Origin of the sequence: Burkholderia sp. AU27893 (assembly GCF_002223205.1) — a bacterium.
Taxonomy (GTDB): domain Bacteria; phylum Pseudomonadota; class Gammaproteobacteria; order Burkholderiales; family Burkholderiaceae; genus Burkholderia.
In genome coordinates this window covers 1-13,953 of record NZ_NKFD01000007.1, presented here as the reverse complement: position 1 = coordinate 13,953, position 13,953 = coordinate 1, and the positions used below count along the sequence as shown (strand labels likewise).

Below are 13,953 nucleotides of genomic sequence, written 5' to 3'. Positions count from 1 at the left end.
AGGATCTGACGTTGCGTGGAGAGGATGGTCGATGATCAACAAGAATAAGCTGCTCAGCGTCTTTTCCGACGCCGAACAGGAAGCCCTGTATGGCCTGCCTGATTTCGACGATGCGCAGCGGCTGGAATACCTGGCATTGACCGAATCCGAACTGGCGCTCGCCAGTAGCCGGCCCTCCATACCCGCGCAGGTCTATTGCATCTTGCAGATTGGCTACTTCAAGTCCAAGCACGCCTTCTTCCGCTTCGATTGGGACGAGGTTGAGGACGATTACGATTTCGTGTTGAGCCGCTATTTCCACGGCGAGCCGTTCGAACGCAAGCCGATCACCCGGCACGAGTACTACGCCCAGCGCGAACAGATCGCTGAACTGTACGGCTATCGACCGTGGGTGGCCGCCTTCCTGCCGCAACTCATGCAGCAGGCCGCGCAGATCGTACGTCGCGACGTGACACCGGGATTCGTCGCCGCCGAGCTCATCGTGTGGCTCAATGAGCACAAGATGATCCGGCCCGGCTACACGACCTTGCAAGAGCTAGTCAGCGAAGCCCTGTCCGTCGAACGTCGGCGGCTGGGCGACCTGCTCACCGGCGTATTGGACGAATTGACCCAAACCGCGCTAGACCAACTTCTGGTGCGCGATGATACTCTGTCGAAACTGGCGGCGCTGAAACAGGATGCCAAGAATTTCGGCTGGCGTCAGATGGTCCGCGAACGCGAAAAGCGCGGCACGCTGCAGCCGTTGCACGAAATCGCCAGGACGCTGCTGCCCCGGCTGGATATCTCGCAGCAGAACGTGCTGTACTACGCAAGCCTGGCGAACTTCTATACCGTCCACGACCTGCGCAACCTGAAGGCGGATCAGGCGCAGCTCTACCTGCTGTGTTACGCCTGGGTGCGCTTCCGACAGCTCACCGACAACCTGGTCGATGCGATGGCCTTCCACATGAAGCAGCTCGAGGAAGAAAGCAGCGCGGGCGCGAAACAGTCACTCATCGCCGAGCAAGTAAAACGCCATCGGGAAACGCCGCAGATCGGCCGCCTGTTGTCGCTCTATGTGGACGACAGCGTAGCCGATCCGACGCCGTTCGGCGAGGTGCGTCAGCGCGCCTATAAAATCATGGCCAAAGATGTGCTACAAAACACGGCGCAACGCATGACGGTCAAGCCGCTGAGTCAACTGGCACTACACTGGTTGGCGGTGGACGGCCTAGCCAAACGTATTCGCCGTCACCTGCGCCCCTTGTACGTCGAGCTCGACTTCGTCGGCACCTCCCCAGACAACCCGTGGCTCGCGGCGCTGGCTTGGGTCAAGGGGGCCTTCGCCAAACAGCAGCGCCTGTCACAACGACCGCTCGCCGAATGTCCCGCGGCCACGCTGCCGAAGCGCCTGCGACCGTACCTGCTGATCTTCGGCGCTGATGGTCAGCCGACCGGTTTGCACGCCGATCGCTACGAATTCTGGTTGTACCGCCAGATCCGGAAGCGCTTCCAGTCGGGAGAGATCTATCTCGACGACAGTCTGCAACATCGTCACTTCTCCGACGAGCTTGTTTCGATGAACGAGAAGGCCGACGCGCTGGCGCAGATGGAGATCCCGTTCCTGCAGCAGCCAATCGATGCCCAACTCGATGCGTTAGCGGCCGAGTTGCATGCACAATGGCTGGCCTTCAACCGAGAGCTGAAACAGGGCAAGCTTACGCACCTGGAATACGACAAGGATACGCAGAAGCTGATTTGGCGCAAACCGAAAACCGAGAACCAGAAGGTGCGTGAGCAGGCATTCTACGAGCAACTGCCATTCTGCGATGTTGCCGACGTGTTCCGCTTCGTCAACGGCCAGTGCCAGTTCCTGTCGGCGCTGACGCCATTGCAGCCGCGCTACGCGAAGAAGGTAGCGGACGCCGATAGCCTGATGGCGGTTATCATCGCTCAGGCAATGAACCATGGCAACCATGTCATGGCGCGCACCAGCGACATTCCGTACCACGTTCTGGATAGCACCTACCAGCAGTATCTGCGTCAGGCGACGCTGCATGCGGCCAACGACTGCATCAGCAACGCCATCGCCGCGCTGCCGATCTTCCCGTACTACTCGTTCGATCTCGATGCGCTGTACAGCGCCGTCGATGGGCAGAAATTCGGCGTCGAGCGACCGACCGTGAAGGCGCGTTACTCGCGCAAATACTTCGGACGAGGCAAAGGCGTCGTCGCCTACACGCTGCTGTGCAATCATGTCCCGTTGAACGGCTACCTAATCGGCGCGCACGAGTACGAGGCGCATCACGTGTTCGACATCTGGTATCGCAACACGTCGGATATAGTGCCGACTGCGATCACCGGCGACATGCACAGCATCAACAAAGCCAACTTCGCTATCCTGTATTGGTTCGGGTTGCGCTTCGAGCCTCGCTTCACAAACCTCGATGACCAGTTGCAGGAATTGTATTGTATCGACGACCCGGCGCTGTACGAGAAATGCCTGATTCAGCCGATCGGACAAATCGATCGGCAGCTCATCACCAGTGAGAAGACAAATATCGATCAGATCGTCGCCACGCTGGGCCTCAAAGAGATCACGCAGGGCTCGCTGATCCGCAAACTATGTACGTACTCGCAGGAAAACCCGACACGTCGCGCGATTTTTGAGTTCGATAAGCTCATTCGTACCATCTACACGTTGCGTTACCTGCGCGACCCGCAGCTCGAGCGAAACGTGCATCGCTCCCAAAACCGCCTCGAGTCTTACCATCAGCTTCGTTCGACCATCGCCCAGGTCGGCGGCAAGAAGGAATTGACCGGCCGCACCGACATCGAAATCGAGATCAGCAACCAGTGCGCCCGGCTGATCGCCAACGTCATCATTTTTTACAACTCGGCGATTCTGTCGCATCTACTGACGAAATGGGAGGCCAGTGGCAACGCCAAGGCGCTGGCGCGGCTTACGCAGATATCACCGGCAGCCTGGCGGCATATCCTTTTGAACGGGCACTACACTTTTCAAAGCGACAACAAAATCGACCTGGACGCGCTCATTGCAGGGCTCGAATTGGAGTGATCGAATTTTCGGCGGTTCTGGCTTGGAATCCCTTATTCCTGTTACGGTGGAATACGATGCCACAACCAGGTAATCCTTTACCCCCAGCCGTGGTCAACACCTGGCGACTGAGCGTCGGCACGTCGCTGTTCGTGATCGATATCCTGGCCGACGGCAGCTGGCGACCGGCGTATATTGCGCCAAAGCGGCTGGGTGGCTGGACGATGGATGTGTTGCCGAACATGCCGCCGACGTTAGTCGATATCGCTCCCTCGGTACGCACCTGGGCGCGACAGTACGGCGCGAATGTAACGAACCGGCGCACGCCGGCGCGCCGGTTTCCCGCGCAAACCGCTTCTTCGAACAGGACGCCAGAATGAACATGCTGAAACGTCGTCTCGATGCGACAGACGAAAAGCTGCAGGAGCTGAAAACAGCCCGCAAAGCGGCAGCTAAGGCGCAGCGCCAGCAGGTCAAGCAAACGCGCGCGGATCGCGAGCGAAAGATCATGCTGGCCGGCGAGGCGTTGCTGCGGCGTGTCGATCGCGGCGAGTGGGATGAAGCCGATTTCCGCGCGATGATGGACGATTATCTGTCGCGGCCCGCCGATCGCGCGCTGTTCGAGCTCGACGATGTATAGCCTTTGATGTTCGACGTCGACGCACCGCACAGCCAGGTCGGCAAATGTTGATTTGATTCACGATGAAGGATGCCCGATGCTGCCAACGCTCCGCATGAACCGGAATTTTGTCGAGGCCTTGCTGGCCGAGCGCGCGCCCTGCTTTGCGATGGGACTCGTGGCCGAGGGCCAGACGCACTATGCTTGCCTGGCACTGCGGCCGGTGGATGACATTCCGAACGACGTAACACGCAGCGGTTTCAACTTTGGCCACTCGATACGCGGCACCGACGACTTCGAGGTCGTACACTTCGGCTTAGAGTTTTACGGCTACCGCATCTTCAATGCGCTGATCAATCCGAGCAACTTCATCGCCAGGACAATCCTGTCGCACATGGTCGACACGAAGGCGTTTTTCTTCTTCGCGGTCAACCCGTCAGGCGGTGTGACGGTGTTCAAGTCCGGCATCGGTGAATGCAGCCTGGACAGCATCGAGTCTAATCTCGAGCGGATACTGCGCTCGAGCACGTCCGATGCTCAGTACGACGCGGCGCTGACAACGTTCAGCGACCATCCAGATCCGGTCGGGCCGATGCTGCACTGGGTTTGCCGGGACTGCGAAGATTGTCTCGACCTGTCCCACAATGTAATCGAACTGGGCCCCGCGTAACGGTCCTGATGGTCCGTGTGACCGAGACCGTCATGTCACTCACCGGACGTCGCTCCAACATTCTTCGGCTGGAATAAGCCGATTAATGTTCACAATGTGGAACGACGGAATTTTCTGGGGTTCCGGCGTAGATCCCCATCCTGGTCAACAACCGCGACCGGGCTGCGGCGACAACGCCTGCCGACTGGATCAGCCCGAGCCATGCGCATGTACGCGGCCCCAGCTACTACCAATAAAGAGAACCCACCATGATGATGCAACAGACCCTGACCCAACTGCGCACCCTGAAGCTGGACGGCTTCGCTGACGGACTGGAAGAACAGTTGACTCAGCCCGGTGCGGCCAGCCTGAGCTTCGAGGAACGCTTGTCGCTGCTGGTCGACCGTGAAGCCAGTTGGCGTGACGATCGGCGCCGGACCCGACTGCTCAAACAGGCGCGCCTCAAGTATCCGCAGGCCGCCATCGAGGACCTCGACACCCGCTCCGGTCGAGGCGTGGACTCGCGCTCGCTCACGAGCCTGGCACTCGGCGACTGGGTCGAAGCCGGCTACAGCCTGCTCATCAGCGGCCCAACCGGCGCGGGGAAGTCATGGCTCGCTTGCGCCTTGGCGCAGTATGCCTGCCGGCGCGGGCACTCCGCGTTGTACCTGCGTGTGCCGCGACTCGGCGAGGAACTGCGCGTGCTGCACGGCAACGGCGGCTTCACCAAATGGCTGCTGCAGGTCGCCCGCGTTGATGTTCTCCTGCTGGACGATTGGGGAATGGCTCCCCTCGACGCGATGGTTCGAAACGACCTGCTCGAGATGATCGATGACCGCGCGGCGGGCAAAGCCACAATCGTGACCAGCCAGTTGCCGATCGAGCACTGGCATGGATGGATCGGTGACGAGACCATCGCCGATGCGCTGCTCGACCGCCTCATGCAGCGTCATCACCGGATCACGCTTACCGGCGAATCGCTCAGAAAGACATCCCCCAAACCCAACGTCCTGGAGCCCGAACTCGACCAGAACTGACAAGGAAATCTACAATCGACACTGCGGGGATGCGGCTATTTTCTTGGACTGATTTACGTTGCTAACCCAAGGCTTTCACGGTACTCGATGGGGCTGAGATAGCCAAGGGAGCCCTTGATCCGTTTCTCGTTGTACCAGCGAACGTAGGCGTCCAGTACCTCAACGAACTCCGCGATGGTCGTCGAACGCCAGTCTCCTGGATAGAACATCTCGGTCTTTAGCCTGCCGAAGAATCCCTCACAGGCCGCGTTGTCCGGTGAACAGGCTTTACGCGACATGGAGCGGATCAGCTTAGCCTTTGCAACCCGCGATAGCCAGCCAGGCCAACGGTAGTGGCCACCCCGATCGGAATGCACGATCGGCGTCTCGTCGTCCTCGGTCACGGTCTCGATAGCCGCATCTAACATGGAATTCACGAGCTCTGCGTCGGGGCTTGTGCCAATCGACCAGCTGACTACCATCCCATCGAAGCAGTCGATCATGGGCGATAGATATACCTTCCCCGCAGGAATCTGGAACTCGGAAATATCCGTCACCCACTTTTCGTTGGGGGCGTTCGCGTGGAAATCGCGATTGATGATGTTATCTGGGGCAGGGCTGATTTCCCCGATATAAGAGCGATATCGGCGCCGCTTGGGCCTTGCTGCGTGGAGGCCGCCTTGTTTCATGAGGCGACGCACGACTTTCTCCGATAGAAACACCCGTTGCCTGCTAAGCGCTGCTTGCACCCGACGATAGCCGTAGGATCGGTGATTGTCCTCGAAGATCTCTGCAACGGTACGACGGACATCTGCATATTTGTCGGCAACCCGTATGGGCGACCGATGATAAAAATAGGAGCTGCGCGCCAGGTCCAACCGCTCAAGCAGCTCAGTCAAACCGTATTCTTCTCTCAGGGCGTCAACCAGCGTCGTCTTCTCCCGATTGCTCAGGAGTGACAGGTCGACGCCCAGGTCTTTTTTTACGAGTTCATTCGCCTTCTTCAACAGGTCGTGTTCAAGCTTCAGATTGCGAATGTCGCGCCGGAGCTCTTCGACCTGCCGCTCCAGTTCGTCCCGATCCGTCTCTGATGGTGATCCCTTGTCGCGCTTCATGGATGCAGGGGCCCCTCGGCCGAGTAACTGGTTCTTCCAGTTGTACAGCGACACCCTGTCGACGTCCAGCTTTTGCGCCACCGCCTGTGCACTTCCTTCCCGTGTGCACAGTTCGTACACCGCGAGCTGCCTGGTCGCCAATGACACGGCCGGTCGGCCTGCCTTGCCAACCACGCGTTTCCTGGTTTCCGGATAGCGCTCGCGAACCCACGCCGTCAGTATCTGGCGACAGGGATAGCCTAATGCCCTGAGGGTGAAGCTGAAGCTGCGCCCGTGATTGACGTAATGCTCAAGTGCCAGGTTCTTCTGTTCTTCTGAGTACTTCGGCTTTACGCGAACATACTCTTTCTGCAGATCGCCACTCTTCTCGAATTCCTCGCACCACGCCTTGAGAGAATTCTTCGTCGGGTAACCCAACTGGCGGATTGTCGCCTTGACGCGCTTTCCGAGTTTCAGGTACAGCTCGACCGCCCGAACGCGGTCTTCGTATGAATACATGGACTACCTCCAAAGTAGTCCAAGATTTTGTCCGCATCCCCGGTGGGTCAGTTCTGCGTGGACATCAACACACCAACGGGCTATTGCGTCAGTTTCTGCCCAAGGGCATGGACCTATCGGGCATCACCCAGATGCAGTTGAACGACATCGCCAAATTAATGAATGGGCGCCCACGTCAGACGCTCGGCTGGAAAACGCCGGAAGAAGCCATGGCCATGGAGTTGGCTGCCGCCGGATTGGCTAAACGTTGCACTTGACTCTTGAGACCGCCGTGTATGAGGCGATCGAAATTCAGAATTCGAAGTGTTGAGCCGTTCGTGGCAACGGAGCGCGAACTGAGTCAGAGGCTCTGCTAATCACGGGGGCGCCTCTTGACGACGACGTTACGCAGTTGCGGCCAGATTAGTTTGAGCACGGCCTTGTCGGACGGAAAATGGCCCGCGCCTTTACGAACTTCCGAGGCAGCATCTCCCCGTGACTCAATCGCACGAGTGCGAGATGCAGTTTTCCGTTATGGTTGACCGGAGTAGAACTTGGCGGCCGCTTCGATCTCGTCGCGAGTCATATTTCTCGCAACGTTGCGCATTTGCTCGCTGGTATCGTTATGTCGTTCCCCTCCTGCAAACGCCAATAGTTGCTGGCGTATGTAGACGAGCGGCTCACCCTCCAACCACGGCGCACCTAGCTTGTTTTCAGCGGCTCCGTGACAAGAGGCACAGGGAGCAATATTCCGCATTGGGGAACCCGTCGCAACGATAGCGGGTGCAGGCACTGCAGACGCGCCGACCCGAACGCGAGGCAGCGAGGCGTAATATGCCGCCAAGTCCTTCATGTCCTGATCGCTCAAATTCGTAGCCATGGGGGTCATCACGGCGTTCGTGCGGGCTCCGCTCTGGAAATCTTTCAACTGCTTATACACAACACTTTCGTACTGCCCTGCGAGATTCGGTGAGTTTGCGAAGCTAAGTCCCTGCGGCCCATGACACATCGTGCATCGCAGTGAGAGCGTCGCACCGCGTCCAATCGAAAGTCCATCCGTTCCCGCGAAGGTCTGCGGAGTAAGCACTGCCGTGCTTGTCTTCGTGGACGAAACCACGGGCTGCGAGACGAGCCATTGCTGCGGCACCCCGGCCGCGCTACAGATCGCGTTCCACAGTCCTTTGAACTGCGGGTCGGTCTGGGCCGACGGTAACCACACGAACCCTATCAGGGCCGAGACGCCGGCAACTGCGACTGTCAGCCCTACGCTCACGGTGAACCAACGGTTGCGCAGCGAGAACAGGCGCGCTTCGGGTGACGGTGGTGTCCTCATCGCTGCCCTCCGATCCAGACGGCCGGCACGGAAGTCTGAGGGAGCGCCAACAACTGCGCAATCGGGTAGCCATAGTTCACTACGGTAAGTCCGATCATCAGCGCGATCCAGAGTCCGAAGCTATTGAGCGCAACCGGGAGGGTACGAGGAGGATGCACTGCCACGCTAAATTCGAAGCGACGCGCGGGTTCAATTGCGCCCCGGTGCCCCCTTGCAAGCACGATAAAGAACAACACCGCCGAAGCGACCAGAATCAGAGCACCGACGAACGAGAGCACAACGGTGATAGCCTCGGGCGCAATCGCGGGGTCGCTGTAGTCGAAAAATGCCATGCGACGCGGCATACCGAGGATGCCGGCATAGTGCCACGGGAACGTCGTAACGATCATCCCGACAAACCACGTCCAGAGCTGCCATCGAATGAGCCGCACGCTCCTAAGCGAGCGCCCTGTGAGTTGCGGCCATAGTTCGTAGGCAATCGCGAAGTACATGATGACGATGGCGCCGCCGAAAATCAGGTGGAAGTGCCCCGTGATCCATTGCGTGTTATGGATCGTCGAGTCGAGCTGGTAGCTCATGTTGATAAGGCCGCCGGCGCCACCGAAGCCCAGCATCACGAACGAGAACGCCACAGCCAGCATCATCGGCTCGTGCCACGGCAGCGCGCGTATCCAGCCAAACGCGCCCTTGCCGCCGCGCAGTCGGCCTGCAATTTCCACGGACGCGCAGATCGTGAAGACGGTGAGCAGCGTGGGCACCGCGACGAGCGCCGTGAACACGGACTGCAGGAACTTGAAGCCCGATCCCACTTGAGGGTCCGCGAACAAATGGTGAATGCCGATCGGCATCGCGACCACGAGAAAGAGGATGAACGAGATGCGCGCCATCTCATCGCTGTAGAGCCGGCCCCCCACGGCGCGCGGCACGAGCGTGTAGTACGCGATATAGGCCGGCATCAGCCAAAAATAGACGATGGCGTGCAGCGTCCATGAAAAGAATACGCGCGCGAGGCCCGAATCGATGGTGGATCTGAGACCCAGCGCGACCGGCAGAATCTGAAACAGGATTTCGATGGCGGCGCCCACCGCCGTCCATGCCCACAGGTACGAGCCCGCGACGTTCGCGAACATGGGCAGCGGCACAGGCGTACCTGGATTCGCCTTCTTCCAGACATGCAGGTTCACGGACATGAGTGCCACCCAAATCCATGATCCGACCACCACGAGTACCACGCCAATGTAATAGAAGGGGTTGCCGATCATGGGCGGATAAAACGTGTAAAGCACCGAGGCACGCCCCATAGATACCGGCACCATCGCCACAATCGAGCCTACCGCTACGAGCCACCAGCCGGCCCATGCCCACCGCTTACCGACCAGCCGCTGCGCAAGCGAGAGCTCGGTGATCGCATAGCCGAACCCCATAGCGATCAGTGTCGGAAATACGTATGCCATCACGGAGCCGTGCGCCGTCACCGAACGGTAATACAGCTCAGGCGCGGACAACCAAGCATGCAGCGGACTGCGCACGTACATTTGCCAGGCGCCCAACAGCAATGCCACCCCGAAGGTCGCGAAAGCGAACCAGAAATGTGCGAGCACGAGTCGTCGGTTATTTAACACAGCTGAGCCTCCGTGCACCGGCCGCAAGTTTGTCGAATTCGGCGGCCTCGATCACCTTCACATTTGCCCACATGCCCTCATGCCCTGTCCCGCAATACTCATGACATGGCATCAAGTGGTCTCCCGGCTCGTTGAACGTACTGCGGAACGTGGAGATGTAGCCCGGCTCGACCATCGAGTTAATGTTTGTATTCGCGATCAGGAAACCGTGAACGACATCCGCGCTCGTGATCCTGAATGTGACAGGAGTACGGGCCGGCACGAGAATACATTGCGGCGTGAATGAATACTGCTGCGCGACCACGCGTACCGTCACCGAACCGTCCGCCTCGCGTGCGGTTCCGAGATTGCCTTCTATAAATTCTCCGGACACGTGCAGCGTGGTCGGATCGATGGTTTCTACTCGCGACGGGGGCATCATTGCCCAGTGCAAACCGGTGAAGACCACTATTGCGACAAGCAGCAGTACAAACGCCACCGAGAACATGGCCCAGCGCCGCTCAGTACGGACTGCTATTGCATGGCTGTCGGCATGATTCGCCGGCGCCGTCGGAGGCGTGTTTTGGGTGTTCGACATGGGCTCGGATTTACTGGATAACGCCGCGAGGCAAAAACACCAGAAAGTAGAACGCAAACCACATTGCGATCACGATAAACGTCGCGATCCCGGCCAGCGCAAGTGCCCCCTTCGGTCCCATGCGCACGATGTCATCGACGTGCTGCTCGTCGTCCGATAGACGCCGGGCGATCGGCGCTTGGGGTATTCCGTCCTCAGTTGAGTCGCTCATGAGTTCCCCTCAGTACAGCGGTGCCGAACGCAATGCGTTGGCATCTTTGGCTGACACAGGCATGCCGCGGTTACCCCATGCAGTGCGGATGAACGTAACGACCGCAGCCACCTCGTCGTCGGACATCGATTGAGCGAAGGGCGGCATGCCGTAAGGCATGGGGTTCTTCGCAGTGCCCGGCGCATACCCGCCATTGAGCACCATCCGTATCGGATTCACGGCGGACACCATCTGGATAGACTGATTGTTCGCGAGCGGCGGGAAATCGGGTAGCTTGCCCTCCCCGTTCTTGCCGTGGCAAGTGGCGCACTGTGAATCGTAAATCTTGCTGCCCACCCTGAAGAGTCGATTTCGCTCATCGCGTGACATTGATGAAGTGGGTTCGGCGGCTCCCTCGCCACCGTGCTGCGGCAGTGATTTCAGATAGACCGCCATCGCCCGGACGTCGTCGTCTGAAAGGTACTGAAGGCTGTCGTACACAACTTCGGCCATCGGACCGTAGACAGCGCCCCGCCGCGACACGCCCTTTTGCAGCAGGTCCGTAATGTCTGCAATGCTCCACGCGCCGAGGCCCGCTTCTCGACTAGACGTGAGCGATGGTGCGTACCAGTCCTGCATTGGGATGAGGCCACCTTCAAACGCCTTCGACTCCGAACTGCCCCCCAACGCGTTTATCGCGGTATGGCACATCGAGCAGTGGCCGAGGCCTTGTACGAGATATGCGCCACGATTCCATTCAACGGACTTCTCGTGATCGGGCTTGTATACACCCTCACGAAAATACAGCGTTCGCCAGCCAAGCAGTAACTCGCGATTGTTGTACGGAAACCTCATATCGTGCGGACGATTCGGCCGCCTGACGGGCGGCACGGACATCAGGTAAGCGTAGATGGCATCGCTATCTTCGCGTGTGACCTTCGTGTATGCAGCGTAGGGCATGGCGGGATACAGGATGGAGCCATCGCGGGAACGTCCCGTGTGCATCATCGCGTAGAACTCGTCGGAACTCCATCGGCCGATCCCGGTTTCGGCGTCTGGTGTGATATTCGGTGAGTACAACGTCCCGAACGGAGTGGGCATCGCGCGACCGCCCGCGAAGAGTTTGTCGCTGGGTTGCGTATGGCATGCTATACAGTCGCCGGCACGCGCAAGATATTCACCTCGCTTGATGACGTCCACCTTGGCGGAACCGTCTTGCGCCACCGCGAGCCTCGGGGGGGCGATTATCAAGGCCGCAGAGGCGGCGATGGTGGTCAAGCAAACGCGTAGCGCCTTGCTCATCCGGCTAACCGGAAGTGAACCGAACGAACGACTGAACCGGAAAGACCTGGTACGCACCGTGAGCTCCGTCATTGAGGTACGCTCCCGCAAGCAATCGGCAACTTCACGCTTCCCGCAGTCGCAGGCGCCGAGTTCGCCGCACCGGGCAATGACGAGAGCCAGGCAGCGACGGCAGTGATGTCGTCGTTACCAAGACGCGAGGCGATGTCGTGCATACAGTCTGGTGCTGTCGAAACTCGCGTTCCGTAGCGCCAGGCGCCGAGTTGGGCACTGATATATTGCGCATGGAGGCCGAGCAACCCAGGAATGGCCGGCTCCATACCCGTAAGCGATGCGCCGTGACAAGCAGCACAAGCCGGGATGTTGCGCGTACGGTCGCCGTCATTCACGAGTTGCTTGCCGCGCCGCAGTAGTTCCGCGCTGACGGCAGGGGCTGTGGCAGGCGGGTACGGCGGATGCTGGGCCGCGAAGAAATCGGCTATCTTTCTTAGATAGGCGTCCGGTAGATACGCCAAGAGATAGTTCATTGGCGGGTACTGGCGCTGGCCATCGCGGAATGCCTTGAGCTGATTGAACAAATAGCCGGAAGGCTTACCCGCCAGACGGGGAAAGTAATCGTTATTGGTCCCCTCCCCGGCTTTGCCATGGCACGCCGCACATGCAAGCACCCGTGCTTGCATGGTGTCCGGCGCGCGTTCCGTGGGTCTATCCTGCCCGAAGACAAAGCAGGAGGGAACGGCGCACAACAGTATGGCTCCTGCGAGTCTTCTCAGCATTGTTCGCAACGCCTGTTGTCATGGCTGTGTGGTGATTCTACTCATCTGTATCCATAAACCGCAAGTTCCAAAACAACGGCGACGGACACAAATTACTCAACGTCCATTCCTGCTCCGCGGCGGCTCACACTCGACGCCGTGATCGCCATCTGCAGCAGACCCGACCAGCGCGTCAACGTTCTGGGTTGCCCTTGAAATAGCCCCGGGGTGCAGAAGCCAGCGGGGCATCACGCTATTTCGAAGAACGAGATGAGTGGACAGCGCTGCAACATCTTCGGTGACAGCCGTCGGAGACCGGGCAGCACGTCTGTCCGGTGAGCGTTGGGCTCACGCCACCACGCTGCCACAATAGCACTAGGATAATCGCGACAGCACGTCGCCATGATGACAACGGATCGCCGAAGGGTCCGTTTGATCGGCCAGTCTCATTGCGGAACCTCGTTCTCCACCGGGCCATTGCCGATACGACGGCCGGCACATTTCTGCTGCATCACCCGAGCCGAGCGGAGCGCCTCCCACGTATGCGCCGACTATGTCTCCAACGTCTAATCCGGCGCGGCAGGCTACTAATCCCACCATCGGCTCGGCCAGCCGGCTCGCACACACTCGCGATCCCGAGCGTGATCGTTAAGCGCGTCTCGCCGCAGTCGAAAAACAGAGCGTCTGAGCTAGAACTTAACCGACGTGCCAGCCGAATTATGTTGACATTTGTCAAACGCAGCATCTAAAGTTCAATCGCGGCACGCTTTATGCGGTGGCATGTTACATATGCGAGTTCTCTTTATCAAGCTGAGGCCATAAGACGCTGTATGCCGCCATTGCACGGTGAATATAGCTGACGTGTTGGGTTGCAGCTCGCGTCCGATAAAAGGCAACGAGGATTGAGCATGAAGAAGGTACTTCTCGCGGAACGTCATGCGATCACGCGTGACGGAATTCGGTACATCCTTCAAGAAACTGGGGAGTACCAAGTCGCTCGCGAGTTGCCTGATGGAAATGCACTGATTGCGACAGTCAGAGATGAAACATTCGACATTGCGATCGTCGACCTCATTAGTATAGGTGCTCGCTCGACCGAATTGATCAGCCAAGTCGTATCCTGCACCCCAATGATGGGGATCTACGCCGGAACCCCAGAAAATTCCGTCGTTCCACATTGTGAACATTAATCGGCTTATTCCAGCCGAAGAATGTTGGAGCGACGTCCGGTGAGTGACATGACGGTCTCGGTCACACGGAC

The 13,953-nt window shown here is 58.9% G+C and carries 14 protein-coding genes; 7 read left to right on the top strand and 7 right to left on the bottom strand.

What is annotated here, in order from left to right; translation table 11 throughout:
• Positions 1–31: 31 nt before the first annotated feature.
• The 5 genes from CFB47_RS38940 to istB all read left to right on the top strand — a co-directional run bounded on the left by CFB47_RS38940 (position 32) and on the right by istB (position 5,342).
• Complete coding sequence (locus CFB47_RS38940; RefSeq protein WP_007181927.1) at positions 32–3,058, top strand: Tn3 family transposase; 3,027 nt, start codon at positions 32–34, stop codon at positions 3,056–3,058.
• Complete coding sequence (locus CFB47_RS41490) at positions 3,055–3,417, top strand: hypothetical protein (protein WP_156903410.1); 363 nt, start codon at positions 3,055–3,057, stop codon at positions 3,415–3,417. Before CFB47_RS38940 ends, CFB47_RS41490 begins: the two co-directional genes overlap by 4 nt.
• A complete protein-coding gene (locus tag CFB47_RS41485; protein WP_007180432.1) occupies positions 3,414–3,677 on the top strand; it encodes a hypothetical protein in 264 nt (87 codons plus the stop codon). Before CFB47_RS41490 ends, CFB47_RS41485 begins: the two co-directional genes overlap by 4 nt.
• A gap of 76 nt (positions 3,678–3,753) precedes the next feature.
• Positions 3,754–4,326 carry a hypothetical protein gene (locus tag CFB47_RS38930; protein WP_007180433.1) on the top strand — a complete coding sequence of 191 codons (573 nt, stop codon included), beginning with the start codon at positions 3,754–3,756 and terminating at the stop codon, positions 4,324–4,326.
• Positions 4,327–4,574: 248 nt separating this feature from the next.
• The gene (istB, locus tag CFB47_RS38925; protein ID WP_007182909.1) at positions 4,575–5,342 is read left to right on the top strand and encodes an IS21-like element helper ATPase IstB; all 768 of its coding nucleotides are present in this window, start codon (positions 4,575–4,577) and stop codon (positions 5,340–5,342) included.
• Between the two features lie 53 nt (positions 5,343–5,395).
• Here istB and CFB47_RS38920 read toward each other — a convergent pair whose 3' ends face one another.
• A complete protein-coding gene (locus CFB47_RS38920) occupies positions 5,396–6,934 on the bottom strand; it encodes an IS3-like element ISBmu11 family transposase (protein ID WP_012218041.1) in 1,539 nt (512 codons plus the stop codon).
• On the opposite strand from CFB47_RS38920, the gene CFB47_RS38915 reads away from it, so the two are divergent.
• Complete coding sequence (locus CFB47_RS38915) at positions 6,925–7,191, top strand: IS30 family transposase (protein ID WP_141717005.1); 267 nt, start codon at positions 6,925–6,927, stop codon at positions 7,189–7,191. The two genes, CFB47_RS38920 and CFB47_RS38915, sit on opposite strands and share 10 nt — an antisense overlap.
• A 254-nt stretch (positions 7,192–7,445) precedes the next feature.
• Here CFB47_RS38915 and CFB47_RS38910 read toward each other — a convergent pair whose 3' ends face one another.
• The 6 genes from CFB47_RS38910 to CFB47_RS38885 form a co-directional block, all read right to left on the bottom strand.
• Complete coding sequence (locus CFB47_RS38910) at positions 7,446–8,246, bottom strand: cytochrome c (RefSeq protein WP_007182911.1); 801 nt, start codon at positions 8,244–8,246, stop codon at positions 7,446–7,448.
• Entirely contained in the window at positions 8,243–9,868 is a 1,626-nt protein-coding gene (locus CFB47_RS38905) for a b(o/a)3-type cytochrome-c oxidase subunit 1 (RefSeq protein ID WP_007182912.1), read from the bottom strand. Before CFB47_RS38905 ends, CFB47_RS38910 begins: the two co-directional genes overlap by 4 nt.
• The gene (locus CFB47_RS38900; protein ID WP_007182913.1) at positions 9,858–10,355 is read right to left on the bottom strand and encodes a cytochrome c oxidase subunit II; all 498 of its coding nucleotides are present in this window, start codon (positions 10,353–10,355) and stop codon (positions 9,858–9,860) included. The genes CFB47_RS38905 and CFB47_RS38900 overlap by 11 nt, the downstream gene beginning before the upstream one ends.
• A 100-nt stretch (positions 10,356–10,455) precedes the next feature.
• The gene (locus CFB47_RS38895) at positions 10,456–10,656 is read right to left on the bottom strand and encodes a hypothetical protein (protein WP_007182914.1); all 201 of its coding nucleotides are present in this window, start codon (positions 10,654–10,656) and stop codon (positions 10,456–10,458) included.
• A 9-nt stretch (positions 10,657–10,665) separates the two neighbouring features.
• Positions 10,666–11,937 (bottom strand): cytochrome c, encoded by a 1,272-nt coding sequence (locus CFB47_RS38890; protein WP_012464891.1) that lies wholly within the window; start codon positions 11,935–11,937, stop codon positions 10,666–10,668.
• Between the two features lie 68 nt (positions 11,938–12,005).
• Complete coding sequence (locus CFB47_RS38885) at positions 12,006–12,713, bottom strand: c-type cytochrome (RefSeq protein WP_007182916.1); 708 nt, start codon at positions 12,711–12,713, stop codon at positions 12,006–12,008.
• An 887-nt stretch (positions 12,714–13,600) separates the two neighbouring features.
• Between CFB47_RS38885 and CFB47_RS38880 the strand changes: the two genes are divergently transcribed.
• Entirely contained in the window at positions 13,601–13,882 is a 282-nt protein-coding gene (locus CFB47_RS38880) for a hypothetical protein (RefSeq protein WP_226292543.1), read from the top strand.
• The last annotated feature ends 71 nt before the right edge of the window (positions 13,883–13,953 follow it).

Excerpts from the sequence above, each read along its gene's own strand:
- CFB47_RS38940 (WP_007181927.1), top strand. The coding sequence starts at position 32 with ATGATCAACAAGAATAAGCTGCTCAGCGTCTTTTCCGACGCCGAACAG.
- CFB47_RS41485 (WP_007180432.1), top strand. The coding sequence starts at position 3,414 with ATGAACATGCTGAAACGTCGTCTCGATGCGACAGACGAAAAGCTGCAG.
- CFB47_RS38930 (WP_007180433.1), top strand. The coding sequence starts at position 3,754 with ATGCTGCCAACGCTCCGCATGAACCGGAATTTTGTCGAGGCCTTGCTG.
- istB (WP_007182909.1), top strand. The coding sequence starts at position 4,575 with ATGATGATGCAACAGACCCTGACCCAACTGCGCACCCTGAAGCTGGAC.
- CFB47_RS38915 (WP_141717005.1), top strand. The coding sequence starts at position 6,925 with ATGAATACATGGACTACCTCCAAAGTAGTCCAAGATTTTGTCCGCATC.
- CFB47_RS38920 (WP_012218041.1), bottom strand. The coding sequence starts at position 6,934 with ATGTATTCATACGAAGACCGCGTTCGGGCGGTCGAGCTGTACCTGAAA.
- CFB47_RS38910 (WP_007182911.1), bottom strand. The coding sequence starts at position 8,246 with ATGAGGACACCACCGTCACCCGAAGCGCGCCTGTTCTCGCTGCGCAAC.
- CFB47_RS38900 (WP_007182913.1), bottom strand. The coding sequence starts at position 10,355 with ATGTTCTCGGTGGCGTTTGTACTGCTGCTTGTCGCAATAGTGGTCTTC.
- CFB47_RS38895 (WP_007182914.1), bottom strand. The coding sequence starts at position 10,656 with ATGAGCGACTCAACTGAGGACGGAATACCCCAAGCGCCGATCGCCCGG.
- CFB47_RS38890 (WP_012464891.1), bottom strand. The coding sequence starts at position 11,937 with ATGAGCAAGGCGCTACGCGTTTGCTTGACCACCATCGCCGCCTCTGCG.
- CFB47_RS38885 (WP_007182916.1), bottom strand. The coding sequence starts at position 12,713 with ATGCTGAGAAGACTCGCAGGAGCCATACTGTTGTGCGCCGTTCCCTCC.
- CFB47_RS38880 (WP_226292543.1), top strand. The coding sequence starts at position 13,601 with ATGAAGAAGGTACTTCTCGCGGAACGTCATGCGATCACGCGTGACGGA.